Source organism: Paenibacillus sp. FSL L8-0663, from assembly GCF_038008125.1.
GTDB lineage: Bacteria > Bacillota > Bacilli > Paenibacillales > Paenibacillaceae > Paenibacillus > Paenibacillus polymyxa_D.
On record NZ_JBBOYM010000001.1, the window covers coordinates 1,750,550 to 1,771,284 of the forward strand.

Annotated in this window: 19 protein-coding genes; 17 read left to right on the forward strand and 2 right to left on the reverse strand. The window is 45.4% G+C overall.

What is annotated here, in order from left to right:
• The first annotated feature begins 132 nt into the window (after positions 1–132).
• The 3 genes from accD (at position 133) to pyk (ending at position 3,566) form a co-directional block, all read left to right on the forward strand.
• A complete protein-coding gene (accD, locus tag MKY75_RS07950; protein ID WP_029516612.1) occupies positions 133–1,026 on the forward strand; it encodes an acetyl-CoA carboxylase, carboxyltransferase subunit beta in 894 nt (297 codons plus the stop codon).
• Positions 1,027–2,010: an acetyl-CoA carboxylase carboxyltransferase subunit alpha gene (locus MKY75_RS07955; protein WP_039269886.1), complete on the forward strand. Its 984-nt coding sequence runs from the start codon at positions 1,027–1,029 to the stop codon at positions 2,008–2,010.
• 125 nt (positions 2,011–2,135) lie between these two features.
• Positions 2,136–3,566, forward strand: coding sequence for a pyruvate kinase (pyk, locus tag MKY75_RS07960; RefSeq protein WP_165145285.1), 1,431 nt, complete (start codon positions 2,136–2,138; stop codon positions 3,564–3,566).
• Positions 3,567–3,665: 99 nt separating this feature from the next.
• Here pyk and MKY75_RS07965 read toward each other — a convergent pair whose 3' ends face one another.
• On the reverse strand, positions 3,666–4,541 hold the full coding sequence (locus tag MKY75_RS07965; protein WP_340884927.1) for a LysR family transcriptional regulator: 876 nt from the start codon (positions 4,539–4,541) through the stop codon (positions 3,666–3,668).
• A gap of 207 nt (positions 4,542–4,748) precedes the next feature.
• On the opposite strand from MKY75_RS07965, the gene MKY75_RS07970 reads away from it, so the two are divergent.
• From MKY75_RS07970 to MKY75_RS08000, 7 genes are all read left to right on the forward strand, one after another.
• Positions 4,749–5,672 (forward strand): phosphate ABC transporter substrate-binding protein, encoded by a 924-nt coding sequence (locus MKY75_RS07970; RefSeq protein WP_029516616.1) that lies wholly within the window; start codon positions 4,749–4,751, stop codon positions 5,670–5,672.
• Between the two features lie 106 nt (positions 5,673–5,778).
• Entirely contained in the window at positions 5,779–6,711 is a 933-nt protein-coding gene (pstC, locus tag MKY75_RS07975) for a phosphate ABC transporter permease subunit PstC (protein ID WP_029516617.1), read from the forward strand.
• Positions 6,711–7,607 (forward strand): phosphate ABC transporter permease PstA, encoded by an 897-nt coding sequence (gene pstA / locus MKY75_RS07980; RefSeq protein WP_023987910.1) that lies wholly within the window; start codon positions 6,711–6,713, stop codon positions 7,605–7,607. Before pstC ends, pstA begins: the two co-directional genes overlap by 1 nt.
• 17 nt (positions 7,608–7,624) lie before the next feature.
• Positions 7,625–8,467, forward strand: a complete 843-nt coding sequence (gene pstB / locus MKY75_RS07985) for a phosphate ABC transporter ATP-binding protein PstB (RefSeq protein ID WP_039269891.1) — start codon at positions 7,625–7,627, stop codon at positions 8,465–8,467.
• A 287-nt stretch (positions 8,468–8,754) separates the two neighbouring features.
• Positions 8,755–10,044 (forward strand): pectate lyase, encoded by a 1,290-nt coding sequence (gene pelA / locus MKY75_RS07990; protein WP_340884929.1) that lies wholly within the window; start codon positions 8,755–8,757, stop codon positions 10,042–10,044.
• 134 nt (positions 10,045–10,178) lie between these two features.
• A complete protein-coding gene (locus MKY75_RS07995; protein WP_039269895.1) occupies positions 10,179–10,697 on the forward strand; it encodes an acyl-CoA thioesterase in 519 nt (172 codons plus the stop codon).
• On the forward strand, positions 10,694–11,092 hold the full coding sequence (locus tag MKY75_RS08000) for an FxsA family protein (protein WP_013309596.1): 399 nt from the start codon (positions 10,694–10,696) through the stop codon (positions 11,090–11,092). The genes MKY75_RS07995 and MKY75_RS08000 overlap by 4 nt, the downstream gene beginning before the upstream one ends.
• Positions 11,093–11,121: 29 nt before the next feature.
• On the opposite strand, the gene ytvI is transcribed toward MKY75_RS08000, so the two are convergent.
• Positions 11,122–12,240, reverse strand: a complete 1,119-nt coding sequence (gene ytvI, locus MKY75_RS08005) for a sporulation integral membrane protein YtvI (RefSeq protein WP_340884931.1) — start codon at positions 12,238–12,240, stop codon at positions 11,122–11,124.
• A 345-nt stretch (positions 12,241–12,585) separates the two neighbouring features.
• Here ytvI and citZ point away from each other — a divergent pair, with 345 nt between their 5' ends.
• From citZ to MKY75_RS08040, 7 genes are all read left to right on the forward strand, one after another.
• Positions 12,586–13,698 carry a citrate synthase gene (gene citZ / locus MKY75_RS08010; RefSeq protein ID WP_340884933.1) on the forward strand — a complete coding sequence of 371 codons (1,113 nt, stop codon included), beginning with the start codon at positions 12,586–12,588 and terminating at the stop codon, positions 13,696–13,698.
• 151 nt (positions 13,699–13,849) lie between these two features.
• A complete protein-coding gene (gene icd / locus MKY75_RS08015) occupies positions 13,850–15,145 on the forward strand; it encodes an NADP-dependent isocitrate dehydrogenase (RefSeq protein WP_029516624.1) in 1,296 nt (431 codons plus the stop codon).
• A gap of 16 nt (positions 15,146–15,161) precedes the next feature.
• Entirely contained in the window at positions 15,162–16,103 is a 942-nt protein-coding gene (gene mdh, locus MKY75_RS08020; RefSeq protein WP_340884935.1) for a malate dehydrogenase, read from the forward strand.
• 324 nt (positions 16,104–16,427) lie between these two features.
• Positions 16,428–16,844 carry a hypothetical protein gene (locus tag MKY75_RS08025; protein WP_134904278.1) on the forward strand — a complete coding sequence of 139 codons (417 nt, stop codon included), beginning with the start codon at positions 16,428–16,430 and terminating at the stop codon, positions 16,842–16,844.
• Positions 16,845–17,057: 213 nt separating this feature from the next.
• Positions 17,058–17,927 carry an SDR family oxidoreductase gene (locus MKY75_RS08030; RefSeq protein WP_029516625.1) on the forward strand — a complete coding sequence of 290 codons (870 nt, stop codon included), beginning with the start codon at positions 17,058–17,060 and terminating at the stop codon, positions 17,925–17,927.
• Between the two features lie 119 nt (positions 17,928–18,046).
• Complete coding sequence (pnpS, locus tag MKY75_RS08035) at positions 18,047–19,849, forward strand: two-component system histidine kinase PnpS (protein WP_029516626.1); 1,803 nt, start codon at positions 18,047–18,049, stop codon at positions 19,847–19,849.
• A 128-nt stretch (positions 19,850–19,977) separates the two neighbouring features.
• Complete coding sequence (locus MKY75_RS08040) at positions 19,978–20,709, forward strand: response regulator transcription factor (protein WP_013309604.1); 732 nt, start codon at positions 19,978–19,980, stop codon at positions 20,707–20,709.
• The last annotated feature ends 26 nt before the right edge of the window (positions 20,710–20,735 follow it).

Sequence of the window (20,735 nt, forward strand, 5' to 3'; positions counted from 1 at the left end):
CACGATCGGCGGTAATGTTTTAGGAACAGGCGTTGACGTGTGTATGAACATAATGCTTAGAGGTGCCGCATAGACGGTAGAGGACCTTGTATCGGTTACGGCTGACAAATAAACGGCTGGAGAGGTGTAGTTGTGTTTAAAGATTTATTCCAAAAGAAGCGTAAATACGCGACCATCCCTTCGGAACGGGCGCTGAGCGGCGATCAAGCGGACATGCCGGATCGTCCCAAACGGGAAATTCCCGAAGGTCTTATGACCAAATGTGGCAAGTGCGGAAGTATTCAATACAGCAAAGAACTAGAGAAAAATTTGAAAGTGTGTCCGGTGTGCGGATACCATATGCGTTTGAATGCAATGGATCGTATTCGCATGGTGCTCGACGAAGACACGTTTACGGAATATGATGCCGATATGATTTCGGTTGACCCGCTGGACTTTCCGGGATATGCGAGCAAGCTGGAGCAACAGACCCTGAAATCTGGCTTGCGAGAGGCTGTCGTTACGGGCGACGGCCTTATTTATGGACACCCTGTTGTCGTTGCTGTGATGAGCTTTGACTTTTTTACTGGTAGTATGGGTTCAGTCGTAGGAGAGAAAATTACGCGCGCCATTGAGCAAGCAATAGACAAGCGTCTGCCGCTAATAATTTTCTCGACTTCCGGCGGGGCACGTATGCAGGAAAGTATTTTAAGCTTGATGCAGATGGCAAAAACAAGTGCTGCTCTTGCTCGTCTGGATGAGCAGGGATTGCTGTATATTTCTGTTATCACCGACCCGACTACAGGTGGAGTATCCGCTAGCTTTGCTACGCTTGGAGATATTAATATCGCAGAGCCAGGAGCTGTATTCGGTTTTGCAGGGCGTATTGTAATTGAACAGACAATCAGACAGAAGCTGCCGGATGATTTTCAAACTTCCGAATTTAATTTGCAGCACGGACAATTGGATATGGTTGTACATCGCAAGGAACTGCGCGATACCCTTGGGCAACTGCTTGATCTACACAGTGTGAAAGGGGAGGAATAGATGGCTGGCGAATTGCCTTATGAAAAGCCCCTGGTCGAGATGCGACAGAAGATCGAAGAACTCAAGCAATTCGGACAGGATAAGCAAATTGATTTTACAGATGAAATCAACCGTCTCGAGGAACGTTATCTCGAGATGGAAGAAGAAATATATTCGAACATTACAGCACCACAAAAAATGCATTTGGCTCGTCATCATCAAAGACCAACATCTCTTGATCTGATAGAGCAGGTGTTTACGGATTTTATTGAATTACACGGCGACCGCTTGTTTGGAGATGATTTGGCGGTTGTAGGCGGGATTGCCAAGCTGAATGGTATTCCGGTGACCGTCATTGGCCAGCAGCGTGGTAAGGATACGAAAGATAACATTGCACGTTTTTTTGGTAGTGCCCATCCGGAAGGATTCCGTAAAGGCTTGCGTCTGATGCAGCAGGCTGAGAAATTTAAACGCCCTATTATTACATTCATTGATACGAAGGGCGCTTATCCGGGTAATACAGCAGAGGAGAGAGGTCAATCGGAAGCGATTGCCCGCAACTTGCGGGAGATGGCAAAGCTTTCGGTGCCTGTTATTTGTGTGGTCATCGGCGAGGGTGGAAGCGGCGGTGCGCTTGCGTTTGCAGTCGGTAACCGTGTGCTGATGCTGGAACATGCCATTTATTCGGCCATTTCTCCAAACGGTGCAGCCTCGATTCTATGGAAAGATGCTTCCAAGGCCGATCAGGCAGCTGAAGCCATGAAGATTACGGCTAATGACCTCCTTCGCATGGAAATTATCGAGGATATTGTGCCGGAGCCGAAAGGGGGCGCGCATCGTAACTATGAAGTGACCGCTGCCGCAATCAAGGAGCTATTGGAACGTCATTTGGCGGAACTTACCAATATGAGCTGCGATGAATTGAGGGAAGATCGGTATCAAAAATTCCGAAAAATAGGTCAATACACCTTCTTGAAGTCTTCGGAAACTGAACCTATGTTGTAATACGCTGTAAACGGGTAACAATAAATATGACGAACTTCCTATACAAATAGGAAAAAGTGTAGTAGATTTAATTGTTGGAAAAAGATATAAAGAGTAGCACCTTTGAAAACGGAGGAAAAACCCAAATGCGCAAAACTAAGATTGTATGTACCATCGGTCCTTCCAGTGAGTCATTGGAAAATGTGAAGAAACTGATTTTGGCTGGTATGAACGTAGCCCGCCTGAATTTCTCTCACGGTGATTTCGAGGAGCATGGCAACCGGATTAAAAACATCCGTCAAGCTTGTAAGGAGCTTAACAAAAATGTTGCTATTTTGCTCGATACGAAGGGGCCGGAAATCCGGACAGGAAAGCTCGAAGTTGAACCTATTGAGCTTGTTCAGGACGAGTTCATTACGCTGACAACGGAAGAAATTCTCGGTACGCAAGATCGTATTTCTATTACGTACAAAGATCTTCCCTCGGACGTGGAGCCCGGCTCCACCATTCTGATCGACGATGGTCTGATCGGACTCACCGTTATTGAAGTATCAGGCACTGAAATCAAATGCCGCATTGTCAATGGCGGAACGATCAAAAGCAAGAAGGGCGTTAACGTTCCAGGCGTTGCAATTTCTTTGCCTGGTATTACGGAGAAAGATGCTAATGATATCATTTTCGGCATTGAGCAGGACATTGATTTCATCGCGGCTTCTTTTGTTCGTAAAGCAAGTGATGTACTGGAAATTCGTGAATTGCTGGCGAAACACAACGCAAGTCATATTCAAATCATTTCCAAAATCGAAAATCAGCAAGGTGTGGACAACCTGGACGAAATTTTGGAAGCTTCGGATGGCCTGATGGTTGCCCGTGGTGACCTTGGTGTGGAAATTCCTGCTGAAGAAGTACCTCTGGCGCAAAAATTGATGATTAACAAATGTAATGTAGCTGGCAAGCCTGTTATTACGGCAACACAAATGCTGGATTCCATGCAACGTAACCCGCGTCCGACTCGTGCGGAAGCAAGTGACGTGGCGAATGCTATTTTTGACGGAACAGATGCAATTATGCTGTCCGGCGAAACAGCTGCGGGTAAATATCCAGTAGAATCCGTATTGACAATGTCACGTATTGCAGAAAAAGCTGAGTCCTCTCTGAACTACCGTGATTTGTTCAAAAAACAAAGAACGGCTCAAGAGATTAGTATCACAGAAGCAATCAGCCAATCTGTTTCTATTTCTGCACTTGACTTGCATGCTAAAGCGATTCTGACGTCCACACAAAGCGGAACAACGGCGCGTATGATTTCTAAATACCGTCCAGAAGCTCCGATTATTGCTGTGACAACACAGGAAAGAACAGTTCGCCGTTTGGCTCTGATCTGGGGCGTACATGCAGTACAAGGCAGACCAATCGTTGACACAACAGACAGTCTGTTTGACAACGCGCTGGAAGGTGGTCGCAAATCTGGCCTCGTTAAAGAGGGCGATTTGGTTGTGATTACTGCGGGCGTACCTCTTGGTGATTCCGGTTCTACGAACCTGATCAAAATTAGCTGCGTTCCAGCACAAGCGTAATTAAAGCCTCCGTGAAATAATACCGAGGCTGTATGTATCGTTACAACAAGCAAAAGAGCATTCAAGTCAATAAGACTTGGATGCTCTTTTTTATGTTCTCTAGCTTTTTATTTCTAGTCCTTCTCGTCGTATGAAATCAAGGAATGCCTGTTGCATTAAGTTCATGTGTGTATCTTGTTGATACGCGATGTTTATTTGATAATCAGCCTCGGGATAAGGAAGCCACTCCACCGAGGAAGCAGCATTTTCATGATTATCGACTCCGCTTGCAGGAAAGAAGGCAAGCGCCTCTCCGCCGCTTACGACTTGCTTTACCGCTTCCCAAGAGTTGATTTCCAGATGGGGCTTAACTAGCGAGGAGTACAGATCTACAACGGATGAACCGCTATATTTTACCCATGTGTGCTTGTCCAGCATATCGGTTCCATCGAACTCCTCTAATTTGACTTCAGGTGCACGTACAGAACGGATAACTCCTACTTGATCAGAAGCCACTGGCTCTGCCACCGTATACTCTGGAAGAAAATCTCTATCGTCGAGAAAAGCAAAATCAATTTCCCCCTGTTTCAGTAGCTGCTTAATTGCATCCGGGGATTGAATCTCCAACTGAATACGACAATCTGGATACCGCTCAGCAAACTTAGCCATCAAAGTGGGGAGGAGATACGTACCTGATATCGACTCTGCACTCAGATGTAATTGACCCTGTGACTCTTCTGTCAGTTCATCTACAGCTTGTCTAGCTTCTTGCTCCAGAGAGATGATCTGCTTTGCGTAAGGTAATAATTTTTTTCCAGCTTCTGTTAGCATAATCCTGCCTTGTTGAAGAGAGAATAGGGAAGTACCCATTTCCTTTTCCAAGCTTTTCATATGAAAGCTGACGGTAGGTTGTTTGACTTGCAAAGCTTCGGCCACATCCGTCGCCTTATGGAATTTGTCGATCAGCATCAAGATACGCAATTTTAGAATATTCATGGAATCCAACAGCTCTCCTTATATGTCATTCATATATGAATTTCAAACTATAGATTAATTATATACCGTAAAATAATTTATCTATCAATATTTTATATTTGTTTTACAAAACCACGTCGTTCGTCTAACATTCCAGGCCTACAATGTAAAAGTGTTGATGGTCATAAATAAAAAACCGTCACTTAACTAAGGGGAGGACAATAAAAAATGTTGAAAAAATGGCCGTTCATTCTGATGACTCTCACCATGGTATTTGCACTTGCAGCTTGTGGATCAGGTAACAATGCTGCACCACAAGGAGAAGCTGCTACAGGAACAGACAATAAAGCAGCTGCTGAACTGACAGGAAACATTCTGGCTGTGGGCTCCACTGCACTTCAACCATTGGTAGAGCAAGCGGGACAAAAATTTATGGCTGTCGATAAATATAAAGGCATTGCAGTTCAAGTACAGGGCGGCGGTAGCGGTACTGGCTTGACTCAGGTTTCCGGCGGACAAGCGGACATCGGTAACTCCGACGTGTTTGCAAAAGAAAAACTGGAGAGCGGTGCAGATGAGCTGGTCGATCACCAAGTAGCTGTTGTAGCCATGTCAGCGGTAGCGAATCCTAAAGTAGGCGTTACAGACCTGAAAAAAGATCAATTGGTACAAATCTTCACAGGTAAAATCACAAACTGGAAAGAAGTTGGCGGTGCGGATCAAAAAATCGTTATTGTAAACCGTCCAAGCAGCTCCGGTACTCGTGCAACATTTGAAAAATACGCATTGGGACAAAAAACAGAAGATCTGCCGGGCTCCATTCAAGAAGATTCCTCCGGTACTGTGAAAAAGCTGATTGCTGAAACACCGGGTGCGATTGGTTATCTGGCTCTGTCCTACATCGACAACACAGTAACTGCTTTGAAATACGATGGCGTTGAAGCTAACGTTGAAAATGTAGAACAAGGTAAATATCCAGTATGGGCTTACGAGCATATGTACACTAAAGGTGAGCCAAAAGAGCATGTGAAAGCATTCCTGGACTACATTCTGTCAGATGAAATCCAAAAAACGGATGTCGTAGACTTGGGATACATTCCAGTATCAGGTATGCAAGTGAAACGTGATGCTGACGGTAATATCACGAAATAAGGAGAGTCACACCTCCTGTTCGATGAACGCAGCTAACGCGAGTATATTCACGAAGAAGAGGCGGACTAGCGTCCGGCCTCTATTCTTCGGTTAAAGGAGTTACAGTATGGGACCAATTGAAGGGAAGGCATACATGGAACAGAATAAACGATCCCGAGTTATGAAAGAAAGACATTACTGGGAAGAATGGACCGGCCGCATATATACGTCGGTTTGTGTCGTTTTTTTAGTTGCGGTTATTGTCTCCATCGTATATTTTGTTGCCTCCAAAGGTGTAGCTACATTTGCGGTGAATGGAGTCAGTCTGCGAGAGTTTTTCTTTGGAACCAAATGGAGTCCGGATGGCGAGCCTAAGTCCTTCGGCGCACTTCCGTTTATTACGGGTTCTTTTGCAGTAACCATACTGGCGGCTTTAATTGCCAGTCCGCTCAGCTTATGTGCGGCTTTATTTATGACGGAAATTGTACCGAAATCGGGTAAACGTATCCTTCAACCCGCGATTGAATTATTATCCGGTATTCCGTCTGTTGTATATGGCTTTGTCGGCTTGACCGTAATCGTCCCGCTGCTACGGAACGTGTTTGGAGGACAAGGCATCGGCATTCTGGCAGGCTGCCTAGTGTTGTCAGTCATGATTTTGCCGACGATTACGAGTATTATGGCGGATGCGTTGTCTTCCTTGCCGGGGGGGCTACGTGAATCCTCTTATGCTTTGGGTGCTACCCGCTGGCAGACAATTGCCCGTGTTATTATTCCGACGTTGTTGCCTGCTCTTTTAACAGGAATTATTCTCGGTATGGCTCGTGCCTTCGGAGAAGCGTTGGCTGTACAGATGGTAATCGGGAATGCTCCGCACATACCGCATTCCTTGCTGGAATCCGCTTCGACCTTGACCAGCGTCATTACACTTAGCATGGGGAATACAGCGATGGGCTCCGTTCATAACAATGCTCTCTGGAGCATGGCGCTTGTTCTTCTGCTCATGACATTCATTTTCGTGCTGCTGGTAAGGCTGCTTGAAAGGAGAAACCGGGTTTGATGAAAGCTAAAACGACCGACAAGATCGCTACATTTGTAATCTGTTTCTTCGCTTTGTTCATTGTTGCACTTTTGGTGGGATTACTGGGCTTCATTTTGGCCCGCGGAGTCAGTCATATTTCTTTTGACTTTTTAACCAGTGCTCCCCAAACATTACGTGCAGGCGGTGGTATTGGCCCACAACTATTTAATTCCGTATTTTTGTTAATCTTAACTTTGATTATCACCATTCCGATTGGCTGGGGCGCAGGTATTTACATGGCGCAATATGCAAAGCCGGGGAAAATTACGGACTTTATACGACTTGTCGTCGAAGTATTGTCCTCCTTCCCATCGATCGTCATCGGATTGTTTGGACTACTACTTATCGTAAATACGTTTGATTTTGGCTTTTCCCTCTTATCAGGAGCCTTAGCTTTGGCCGTATTTAACCTGCCGCTGATGGTTCGCACAACTGAGCAGGCTTTCAGAGCTGTGCCGAAGGAGCAAAAAGAAGCTGGACTTGCGCTTGGATTGTCCAAGTGGAAAATCATTACCTCCATTTTGTTGCCAGCTGCGCTGCCAAGCTTGATTACGGGTACCATTTTGGCCGCAGGCCGTATTTTCGGGGAAGCCGCCGCATTGCTGTTTACAGCAGGGATGAGTACACCGCCGCTTGATTTTACTGATTGGAATCCATTGCATGCTAGATCGCCTATTAACCCGATGCGACCTGCTGAGACATTGGCTGTTCATATTTGGAAGGTCAATAGTGAGGGGATTGCTCCTGACTCCAAAGATATTGCTGCAGGCGCTTCTGCCGTACTGGTGCTGCTTGTGCTTGCATTCAACTTGAGTGCAAGATGGTTCGGAAGAGTTGTATACCGCCGTCTGACAGCTGCCAAACGAATGGATTAGAAAGGGGATGGAGAACAATGGAACATGTGATTACGCGAACGGCAAAAACCGCCGCACCAGCAACATCCGTTCAGTCTACGCGTTCGGAACAGCTTGTGGGGCAACCGCCGCATCCGTTCAGTACTGAGGATTTGAGTATTTATTATGGCAGCTTTGAGGCTGTGAAAAAAGTGAATCTAGCCTTTCCCGAGCAGACAGTGACTGCCCTGATCGGGCCTTCCGGCTGCGGTAAATCGACCTTTTTGCGCTCCCTTAATCGGATGAATGATGAGATTGCATCTTCCTCTACAACGGGGCACATCTGGATGGATGGACAGGATTTGACGGCACCGGAAACGGACGTGATCAAGCTGCGTCAGCAAATTGGCATGGTGTGGCAGCGTCCCAACCCTTTTTACAAATCCATTTACAATAATATCGCCTTCGGTCCCAAATACCGTGGGGTGCGCAAGAAGAAACAGCTTGATGAAATCGTCGAAAGCAGCCTGCGTAAAGCAGCATTATGGGATGAGGTCAAGGATCGCCTTCACGACTCCGCTCTAGCGCTGTCTGGCGGGCAACAGCAGCGGCTTTGCATTGCACGTGCACTATCCGTTCAACCGAAAATTCTGTTACTTGACGAGCCAGCCTCAGCGCTGGATCCTGTGTCTACAGGCAAGGTAGAAGAGCTTATTACCGAATTGAAAAAAGAATTGCGCATCGTTATTGTGACGCACAATATGCAGCAGGCTGCACGAATTTCCGATTATACTGCTTATTTTTATATCGGAAGTCTGGTTGAACATGGGAAAACGAACGATATTTTCACGAATCCTGAAAATGAGCTGACTCAGGAGTACATCATGGGTCGATTTGGTTAAGCGATGTTGCTCATCGACCTACTTTATATTAGCTTTATGTAAAATCCTCTTACTAATCCGGCATTAGTAAGAGGATTTTTATTGTTTTCAAAGTTTTTTAACTTTTTTAATCTATTAGTAAATTAAAATATATTGATCGTTTGGATATATTTTCATATAATACAACTAACTATTTATCATGCATAAATAGTGGTTCAGTTCCTCTCACTATCCAAAAGAATCCTCAGCAAGAATGTATAGGTTAAACTGAACGCAATGACCCAACTTAAAATAAGGGAGAGGTTCAAATGAAGAAGAAGATGTGTCCAATTGTAAAGATGATAGCGCTTTCAAGTTTGGCGATTGCAGTAACGTCAGGGCTCCTAAGTCCCTCATGGGCTGCGGCACAGGAGATTGTGCCGGCTACATATGATTCAGTACGTGAATCGGCTACTGCTTCTTATGAGCTTACCACAGATTCAGCTGTGGGACGGGACGTTTATGGTGACGATGTAAATTCAGGTGTGTTGGATCGTGAGCAATTATTTGGGCTGTCGGCTGTGGCGAAGCCAACCGCTGTTGTCAATACAGACAGCATCCTAAACAAGATGCGCGATTTCAGTAAGTTTTCTACGGGGAATACATCCAAGGATACTACACTTGCCTTAAATATTGTATCCTGGCAATTGCCACATGGTGGATTCTTCAAAGCTATGGAAAAGAATTATAAATCTAAATGGGATGGCAAAGCTGCACGCTCCACATGGAAGAGCAAGGATGGTGTTGAACTCGGAACGTTCGATAACGAGGCGACGACAACCGAGATTCGCTTTTTGGCGGATGTATACAAAAAAACCAAAAATAAAGATATTAAGAACAGTGTACAAAAAGCAATTGACTTCGTACTAACCTCTCAATATTCCTCCGGTGGCTGGCCTCAGGTATACCCTAAACGTGGTAATTATTCCGATGCTGTAACTTATAATGATGATGCGATGGTTAGAGTTATGGTTTTGGCTGACGATATTGTGAACAAGAAGCAGCCGTTTGATAGCGATATTCTGGATAACGCTTATCGCTCCAGACTTCAGCAAGCGCTAAACAAAGGTATCCAGTACACAATTAAATCTCAAATTGTAAATAATGGTACACCAACAATCTGGGGTGCACAGCACGATCCGGCTACTTATGCATCTGTTGAAGCCCGGGCATTTGAGTTACCTTCCAAAACAACTACGGAATCAGTAGGCATTACTGCTTTTCTCATGTCCCAGCCGCAAACCGCTGAAGTGAAAAAAGCGGCTCAAAGTGCTTTGAAATGGTTTGACGCGAACCGAATCGACGGTATGAAATACAATCGTCAAGGTCCGGAGTTTTTCCAAAAGGACGCATCGAGTGTAATGTGGTATCGGTTCTATAATGTGGAAGACAATAAATACTTCTTTTCAGACCGGGATGGCAAAAAGTATACCGACATCATGAAAATTAGTGAGGAAAGACGACTCGGTTACGCCTGGGCGGGAAGCCAAGCTAAGAGCTTGCTTAAGCTGGCTTCGGATAGCGGATATTATAAACTGTCCAAGCCGTTGCCACAATAATAAAGGCATTATTATATAGGATTGGCGAGGGAGGACCGGTCGGTCTGCCCTCTTTTTGTTCCCGGGCTGTAAATATGGTTTAATGGAGAGAGGGCAAAATAGAGATAAAGATGCACAAAGATAGGAGAGCTTGTATGACTCAAGAGGAGAAACAAACGGAATTACGCTGGTATGGCGCACCGCTACGTGTCCGTTATCAGGAAAGCGACCAGATGGGGGTCGTATATCATGCCAATTATTTGAACTGGTTTGAGATCGGGCGCACCGAAATGATCCGACAGGCGGGTTTTAACTATCGGATCATGGAGGAACGTGGAGTTTTGCTGCCAGTTATTGAAATCAATGCGAAATATGCGAGTCCTGCTCGATATGATGATTTAATTACCGTTTATACCGCAATTACCGACTTCTCCAGACTGCGTCTAAACTATATCTATGAGGTTCGGCGGGTAACGGATGATGAGCATCAAAGGTATCTGGGAAAGGTATGGACCCAGGCAGACACGCTGCCGGGAGAGCTGCTCGTTACAGGGATGACACGTCACGTATGGGTGAACACCGAATGGAAGCCCGTTCGACTGGACCAGGCGCTACCTGAGCTGTACACTGCATTAAGGTTTGCTTTTACAGGCGGGGAGGGACAGAAGTCATGATGATGCGTAAACGTCTGTGGCTGTTGCTGCTGCTCATTCCTTTGGCGGAGCTGTACGGGTTTATATGGGTAAGTCACTGGATTGGAGCAGGCAAAACGATTTTACTCATTATTCTGACGACGCTAATCGGGGCTGCCATGATGCAATTTGAAGGTCGTAAGGTGATTGCCGATGCGAAAAATGAAATGAATCGGGGACAAATGCCCGGCCGTAAAATGCTGGATGGATTATGTGTCTTTTTTGGTGGGAGTTTGCTGCTTATCCCCGGATTTTTAACAGATATTATTGGTTTTACGTTGGTGTTCCCTTTAACACGAGCGTTGTACCGACGTTTTTTATTAAAGTGGCTGGAGAAAAAAATGAAAAACGGCAGTATTACGTTTCGGCGGTTTTGACGTGAGCTGCCGTTTTTCCTATCCATGATCTAGCGGACTCTTCCTGCGAGAATATAATTGCGCAAGTCCTGAATGACATTCGCACGATTCAGTGCATCAACGACAATGAGTGATACAGGTCCGATAATGAGTCCTAAAACGCCAAATAGCTTGAGCCCGATGAACATACCGATAAGGGTGGGAAGCGGGTTTAAGCCCACGCTGCTGGCCAGCACCTTAGGCTCCACGATCTGTCGTCCAATCAACAGGATGATATAAAGGATCGACAATCCTACCCCTAGCGCCAAATTACCAGACATATACTCATACAGTATCCACGGAATCATCACAATGCCAACCCCCAAATAAGGTAGCAAGTCCACCAGCCCGATCATTAAACCGATGGTAAAGGCGGATTCCACACGCAATATGAACAGCCCAACAATGACCGTTAATGCCGTAATGGAGATGATAATAAACTGTGCACGCAAATAGCCGTACAGTGCTTTACGTAGATCGTGCCATATATCCGACAATGGCTTGCGAATCGTATCAGGAACCGTGTTTGCGAGCATCCGACTATGTCGGTCCCAATCCTTACTAATAAAAAAAGCTGCTAATACAATAACCATTAGAACTGCTCCCATATTAGGCAGAGAGGTCAGCAAGTTCAAAACCCCATTAAAAAATTGAGCGACTAGCGTAGTGACAGCCGAACTGACGGTTTGAGTTGTTTTATCAATATTACTGTTAATGGTATGTTGGTAATCCGGATTATCCCGGATAAAATGGTTAATTTCAATAATTACATTTTGAATCAAATCGCTTTGTGTCCAATCGATAAACAGGCTTTTAAAACGCTCAATATGCCCGTCAAAAGTCATGGCCAACTTTATAACTTCTCGGACTATGCGGGTGATTGCTGCAGACAGGATAATTGCAATTCCACCTAAATATACAAATAATGAGACCGTGACAGCCGTCCAACGTGGCATACGGGCTTTGTTACGCAGAAAACCAACCAATGGATTCATGGCATAAGCCACAAGCCAGGCGAATAGGAAAGGATAGACGAGAGGGAAAAGCACATATATGCCCAATAACAGAGCTACAATCACGATTGCCACCCATAGAGCACGAAATATGCGATTCAGGATTAACCGGCTCAAGCTCTCACGACTCCTTTCTTTTACGATAGTATTTCATAAAATAAATGCTCTACTATACATATGCGGGAAAGGGGGGAGACAAGACCTGTGTAAAAAAGTGCAAATGAATCAATATTTTTTGTAAGGGGTTTCAAAAATTTATTTATGGAAGCGATAAAACATTTGAATGTGTTGGAATAGCCCTCAATGTTCACATAAACGACAAAATCCAGTATAGTGAAAGAAGGTTTAAATATTGACATATGGCGTTAACATTACTCGGCTATTTAAAAGGCATATCTTACTTTTGAAAATGTTTACATTGCAAGTCCGTTCACAATGTTTTTACAAAGGAGAGATGTAACGATGACAGCGACTAAAGGTCTGGAAGGGATCGTAGCGACCACTTCCTCCATAAGCTCTATCGTAGATGGCGTTCTCACGTACCGGGGTTATAACATTGATGATTTGGCTGTTAACGCCGATTTTGAAGAGGTAGCTTATTTGTTGTGGTTTGGGAAATTACCTGATAAAGAGCAATTGCAGGAGCTTCGCAACCAGTTAAGCGAATACGCTGCTATTCCGGATGAAATTGTTACTCAATTAAAGTTATATCCGAAAGATTTGAGCACGATGGCTGCCTTGAGATCAGCCGTATCGTCTCTCGCTTTGTATGACCCAGAGGCGGATGATATGTCGAGAGAGTCTAATGTGACCAAAACCGTCAAGCTTCAGGCGCAATTGCCTACCATTGTGGCAGCTATAGCACGTATACGCGAGGGCTTGGAGCCGATTGCGCCTAAAAAAGGTGTTTCTATCGCTGAAAACTTTTTGTATCAGCTGACTGGCAAGGATCCAGAGGAGACGGCTATTAAAGCGTTCAATCAGGCTCTCGTGCTGCACGCCGATCATGAATTAAATGCCTCTACCTTTGCTGCGCGTGTAACGGTAGCCACATTGTCGGATATTTATTCCGGAATCACGTCTGCTATTGGAGCTTTAAAAGGACCACTGCATGGCGGGGCCAATGAGGCTGTGGCCAAAACGCTGGAGGAGATTGGTGGTTTGGATCAGTTGGACTCCTATATCCAGGCGAAACTGGATAATCGCGAAAAAATTATGGGCTTTGGACACCGAGTCTATAAAAACGGTGATCCGCGTGCCAAGCACTTGCACAAAATGTCCCGCGAGCTGGGGGAAATGAACGGCGACACAACGTTGTTTGATATGTCAGTTCGAATTGAGGAAATTGTAACAGGACAAAAAGGCTTGAAGCCCAATGTGGATTTTTATTCTGCCTCTGTTTATACCCAACTGGGTATCAAGAGAGACCTGTTTACACCTATTTTTGCTATGAGTCGTGTATCCGGTTGGACAGCGCACATTTTAGAGCAGTATGAAAATAATCGCCTGATTCGTCCTCGCGCCGAATATACAGGTCCAATGGATCAAAAATACGTATCACCAGAGTTGCGCTAACCCCTTGTCGAAGGAAGATTGAGGTTGTATACCCTGAATTTAAAAAATAAGGTACAATAGAGGGGACGACGAGAGATGTACGTTTTTGTCTGTGATAAAGATCATGTCTTTCGTCCTGTACCCATTCATATCTGAGGAGGAAAAGGAACTTATGGCGAAATTTGAAAAGTTTGAGCTCCCAACTGAAGGCGAAAAAATTACGATTGATAACGGTCAACTACAGGTTCCGAACCATCCGGTAATTCCGTTTATCGAAGGTGACGGCACGGGTCGCGATATCTGGAAAGCCTCCAAGCGCGTACTGGACGCAGCTGTAGAAAAAGCATATAACGGCAGCAAAAAGATTGCCTGGTATGAAGTATTCGCTGGTGAGAAAGCTTTCAATACATACGGCGAATGGCTCCCTAACGATACTTTGGAAGCCATCCGTGAGTATATTGTAGCCATTAAAGGTCCGCTTACGACACCTATTGGCGGTGGTATCCGTTCGTTGAATGTGGCATTGCGTCAGGAACTGGATTTATACGTATGTCTGCGTCCTGTTCGTTATTTTAACGGTGTTCCTTCTCCAGTGAAACGTCCTGAATTGGTAGATATGGTTATTTTCCGTGAGAACACAGAAGATATTTACGCGGGGATCGAGTATGCTGAAGGGTCCGAAGACGTGAAAAAGGTTATTCAGTTCCTCCAGCAAGAGCTGGGTGTGAACAAAATCCGTTTCCCTGAAACCTCTGGTATTGGCATTAAGCCAGTTTCTTCCGAGGGTTCAAAGCGTCTGGTACGGGCAGCCATTCAGTATGCAGTTGACCACGGACGCAAGAGTGTAACGCTTGTACACAAAGGTAACATTATGAAATTTACCGAGGGTGCCTTCAAAAACTGGGGTTATGAAGTGGCTGAGGAAGAATTTGCAGATAAAGTATTTACTTGGGCCCAATATGACGTAATCAAGGAAAAAGACGGTGAGGATGCGGCTAATGCAGCTCAAAAAGCAGCTGAAGATGCAGGCAAAATCATTATCAAGGATGCGATTGCTGATATCGCACTTCAGCAAGTACTGACTCGTCCTTCTGAATTTGATGTGATTGCTACGCTCAACCTGAACGGGGACTATCTGTCCGATGCTCTTGCTGCCCAAGTTGGTGGAATTGGTATTGCGCCAGGTGCGAACATTAACTATGTAACAGGGCATGCTATCTTTGAAGCTACACATGGTACAGCACCAAAATACGCCGACAAAGATGTAGTGAACCCTGGTTCCGTCATTCTGTCGGGCGTAATGTTGCTTGAACACTTGGGTTGGAAAGAAGCGGCTGACCTGATTTACAAAGGGCTGGAGACGTCCATTAATAAGAAGATTGTAACTTATGACTTTGCTCGTCTGATGGATGGCGCTACACAAGTGAAATGCTCCGAGTTCGCAGATACCATTATTAGTAACCTGTAAGGAAGGGGAATACCACTTGTCCATTCAACGTAAAAAAATATCCATTGTTGGCGCCGGTTTTACCGGTGCCACTACCGCATTGCTGCTGGCTCAAAAGGAGCTAGGTGATATCGTACTGATCGATATTCCGCAACTAGAGAATCCGACCAAAGGCAAGGCGCTTGATATTTTGGAGGCCGGTCCGGTACAGGGATTTGACAGTCAGATCACGGGCACTTCCAATTACGAGGATGCAGCTAACTCAGATATCGTCATTATTACAGCTGGGATTGCACGCAAGCCGGGTATGAGCCGTGATGATTTGGTAAATACGAACGCAGGAATTGTAAAATCCGTTTGTGAGAACGTGAAGAAGTATGCGCCAGATTCTATTGTTATTATTCTGAGCAATCCGGTAGATGCTATGACCTATACTGCCTACCAAACGCTGGGTTTCCCGAAAAATCGGGTTATTGGCCAATCCGGTGTGCTTGATACAGCGCGATATTGTACCTTTATTGCACAAGAGCTTAACGTTTCCGTCGAAGACGTGCGCGGCTTCGTTATGGGGGGCCACGGTGATGATATGGTGCCTCTGGTACGCTATTCCAGTGTTGGAGGTATACCTATCGAAACTCTGATTTCGCAGGAACGTATCGAAGCGATCTTACAACGTACACGCGGCGGTGGCGGAGAGATCGTCAACCTGTTGGGTAATGGTAGCGCATATTATGCTCCGGCAGCTTCGCTTGCACAGATGACGGAAGCGATTGTAAAAGACAAAAAACGGATTATCCCAGTCATCGCCTATCTGGAGGGAGAGTACGGCTATCAGGATTTATTCCTTGGCGTACCGACACTTCTTGGTGGCAATGGCATCGAAAAAGTGTTCGAGTTGGAATTGACAGCCGAAGAAAAAGCAGCGCTCGATCAATCCGCGGAGTCGGTCCGCAGTGTGATTAAAATAGTTACCGTTTAGATTCAATTTTCTACTAAAACGGTGACTATTACCTGAAGAGGTGTCCCTAAGCCATAGTCATGGCCGCGGGACACCTCTTTTATTCATAAACAGAATATAGAAATCTATTGGTTTTCTTCCTTTTCCCCGCCATATTCCTTTGCTTTGACTCACTTCCCCGGTATAATAGAGTTCATATGCATTGATAGTTACATGAGGACTTTGCAAAATCCTGACATAGAAAAGCATGTCCCAAAACACTGAAAAGATGGTAGTCATTCGTTGGAATATGATCGTTCTATGGAAAAAAAGTTTGTAAGAAAACAAAGAAGTGGAGGTTGTAAAATGTTTTTTATTCACATTATTGGATCACTGGCGATGGGTTTTTATTTATTGCTCCCCTTCGTGGTGGGCAAAATCGACAAATTGGCTCCTAGCGTGCAGGAAGGAACGATATCGGCTGTTCAGCTATTGAACCGTTTGGCTCAATTTGCGCTGATCTTAGTGCTTGTTAGCGGTATCTATATGATTTTTGCCTGGAATTCTTATTCGGTAGCATGGATTGTTGTCGTTTTGCTGTTGTTTCTCGCTATTTCTGGTATTGCGGGAGCCATGGGTAAGCCGTTACGGCTGTCGCTGGAAGCGATTCGTAGCCAACAGCCTATTACGCAATATGCTGGCAAAATGCGAATGTTCAGTACGCTGCTTGCCGTCTTCCTGATTTTAATTACGTTTTTAATGGTATACAGCCATATTATTTAATTATGCATTTAGTGAGAGTCTATAATCGAATGATGACAAATGCTAAATTGAAAAACGGTCTGTGCTGAATAAGCATAGGCCGTTTTTTTTGCGCTCAAATCACTACATTGTTCTTTTTTCGTTTAACGAATAACTTTGTGTGGTAATTCAGGAGTAGAGTGGATGCAAATGTTGCATCCTAAAAAATATCTGATTTTGAAGGGAGAATGTACAATGTCTAAAAGTAATCAACCTCAGCAAACTTTGCCCCCACAGCATCAGGACCAGCAACCGGGGATTGAGTCCAAAATGTCGCCTGCACCCCAATTTGAAAAACCAACTTACAAAGCCGCTGGCAAGCTAACAGGTAAAGTTGCACTTATTACTGGTGGGGACAGTGGAATTGGTCGGGCTGTAGCTGTCACGTATGCCAAAGAAGGCGCGGACGTAGCCATCATCTACTTGAATGAGCATAAGGATGCGGAAGAAACAAAACGTCAGGTGGAACAGGAGGGACGCAAATGCGTGTTGATTCCTGGCGATATCGGAGATGATCAATTTGCCAAAAAAGCGGTTCAACAGACAGTTAACGAACTGGGCAAGCTCGACATCGTTGTGAACAATGCAGCGGAGCAGCATCCACAGCAAAAGCTGGAGGATATCACCAAAGAACAGTTAGAGCGCACGTTCCGAACGAATATTTTCGGTATGTTCTTCTTGACGCAAGCAGCATTGCCGCATTTGAAGAAAGGGAGCACGATCGTCAACACCACATCGATTACCGCGTATGCTGGGAACAAGACACTCATTGATTATTCATCGACCAAAGGGGCAATCACATCCTTTACACGTTCCCTTTCACTCAATTTGGCGGATCAAGGCATTCGGGTGAACGCTGTAGCACCAGGGCCGATCTGGACACCGTTAATCCCGTCTACATTTGATGCCAAGACGGTCAGCGAGTTTGGAGGAGCGCAGCCAATGAAGCGTCCGGGTCAGCCGGAAGAATTGGCGCCAGCCTATGTGTACCTTGCTTCAGATGATTCTTCTTATGTAAGCGGACAGGTTATTCATATCAATGGCGGTGAAGTTATAAACGGATAAAAGGACAAGGAAAAGGTTAGGGCTGTGTTATGCCCTAGCCTTTTTTCTTTTCACAGTGGAACATAATGAAGGTAGCCTGTAGAATGAGACTTAACTTACATAAAGGATGGGCATATTTTATGAAATCGTTTCGTTTCAGGCTTACCCTGATCATGCTGATTTTGATTGGCGTATCTGTCCTTGCTGCTGGAATCACGATGGGACAAATTTTTAAAAATTCGAATATGAAGGTGCTAGAGGAGAACATGGGACGGGAGATCGACCTGCTTCGAGCTACATTCCCTTTTGTTAATGCAGATGCCCTGTCCAGCACGGATTATGTCTCTTATTATTCTCAAAAGGCGAAAGAAATTGCTCGTCTGACGGAATCGCGGGTGACCTTCATTCGCAAGGACGGGACGGTGGTTGGAGATTCGTTAAGCGATCCGCGTAAGATGGAAAATCACGCATCTCGTGAAGAAATTCAGCAAGCTTCAACAGAGAAGATTGGACGCACGATTCGTTACAGCGAAACCTTGCAGCGGAACATGCTATACGTTGCAGAGCCTGTTGTATCGGATAAGGGTTTTGACGGATATATCCGTTTGTCCATGAGTCTGAAAGCGGTGGAGGAGGGAGTGCAGCGCGGCTGGACGGCCATCGGGATTGGTCTAGTGTTGCTGTTTATTGCTGCTGGACTGGTGAGCTATCGTATTGCTCGCAGTCTCACCTCGCCCATTGAACATATTACTGGGGTAGCCAACCGTATATCAGGACTGGATTATGACGCAAGGGTTGGTGTGCAGCGCCGGGACGAGGTAGGGCAACTGGGTGAAGCCATTAATCGTATGGCTGATAGTCTCCAAAACCAAATGAAAACGATACGTGACAATGAGGATCTGCTCCAGAGTGTCATGAGTAATATGACAGGCGGAATTCTAATGATTGATGCAAATGAGTGTATTGCGCTTGTAAACCGTGAGTCTGAGCGAATGCTCGGTGTCGTGGGTAAACGGGTGACAGACAAGCCGTATCATGAGCTGAAGAAGCATTATGAGCTCACAAAGCTAATTGAGGGCAGTATACAAAGCCGAGAAAGGCTGCATGGTGAGGTTCATTTGTACAATCCCGAGGAGAGACTCGTGTTGCTGGACGGTGTTCCGATGTATGAGGATGAGGGCGGATACCGGGGGATGCTGTTCCTTTTACAGGATATTACGGCTATTCGACGGTTGGAAAATATGCGGAGCGAATTTGTGGCTAACGTTTCTCATGAGCTAAAAACGCCGATTGCCGCAGTCAAGGGTTTTGCCGAGACCTTGCTCGGTGGCGGGGTTAAAGATGAGGAGACGGCCCGTTCATTTTTGCAAATTATATATGATGAAAGCGAACGATTGAATCGGTTGATCGGTGATATTCTGGAGCTGTCCAAAATCGAGTCCAAGCGTTCCCCTCTGGAATGCTCGCCGGTGCACGTTTCGTCGTTCATAGAATCATTGCTGGAAAAACTGAACAATGTAGCTGCCAAAAAAAGAATTTCACTACACATGGATATCCCGGATGAGCTGTTTATGGAGGCAGATGAAGATAAGCTTCAGCAGATTTTCCTGAACCTTTTGTCTAATGGCATCAACTATACACTTGATGGTGGCAAGGTAAAGATTAAGGTTCTAACGATACAGCGGGAGAATGACACCGAAAAGGTCGTATTTACAGTCAGTGATACAGGTATTGGAATTCCGAAGAAGGACCTGCCACGTATCTTTGAGCGCTTTTACCGGGTGGACAAAGGTCGCTCGCGTAACTCTGGCGGAACGGGGCTGGGATTGTCGATCGTCAAACACTTGGTCGATTTGCATCATGGCACCCTTTCGGTGGAAAGTGAGCTTGGATTGGGTACCACATTTACAGTTGAATTACCGCTATTGCAACAGGAAGAATGAACTAGACCATTTTTTACATTCTGTTAACAATGCCGTGATAAAATAAACGGGTGTCGCATGAGTATGGAAAAAGTTTCAGGATTTTGACCAATGCGCCTTTAACAGGTAAACAGGAGATGAAGTTATTTATGGGACAACGCTTACTGGTTATTGAGGATGAACCAACGCTTGCCAGATTGCTATCCTACAATTTGATACAAGAAGGCTTCGAAGTGGATACGGAGGATCATGGCAGTGCCGGGTTTGAGAAAGCCTCCAGAGAGTCCTACGATTTGATCCTGCTGGATTTGATGCTGCCGGGAATGAACGGACTGGACATTCTGAGCAGACTTCGCCATCAGGGGCTGACGACGCCTATTATTATCTTAACGGCCAAAAACGGTGAAGCCGAGGTTGTCCAAGGGCTGAAGTCGGGTGCGGATGATTACATCACGAAGCCTTTTGGCGTTTCTGAGCTGTTGGCCCGCGTGACGGCTGTGCTGCGAAGAACTTCCGGTGGGGATGAAGGAGTGTTGTCTGATCAGAAAGATAGCTCCAAAATTCAATTGGGCGAGCTGGAGATTTACCCTGAAAAATATGAAGTCATTCTTGGAGGTCAGTCCATCAGCCTCAGACCCAAGGAATTTGAGGTGCTTCTTTATTTGTCCCGCAAGCCGGGTGTGGTCCTGACCCGGGATGATCTGATGAATGCTGTTTGGGGTTTTGACTATATTGGCGGGCAACGGACCGTGGATGTGCACGTCAGCTCCTTACGTAAAAAGCTGGAGCTTGATCCCGACTCGGTTCATATCGATTCGATCCGTGGAGTGGGGTACAAGCTGGTTGTAAATAAAAAAAGAAGCGCTTCTCATTTATTATAAATGAGGAGCGTTTTTCTTTATTCAGC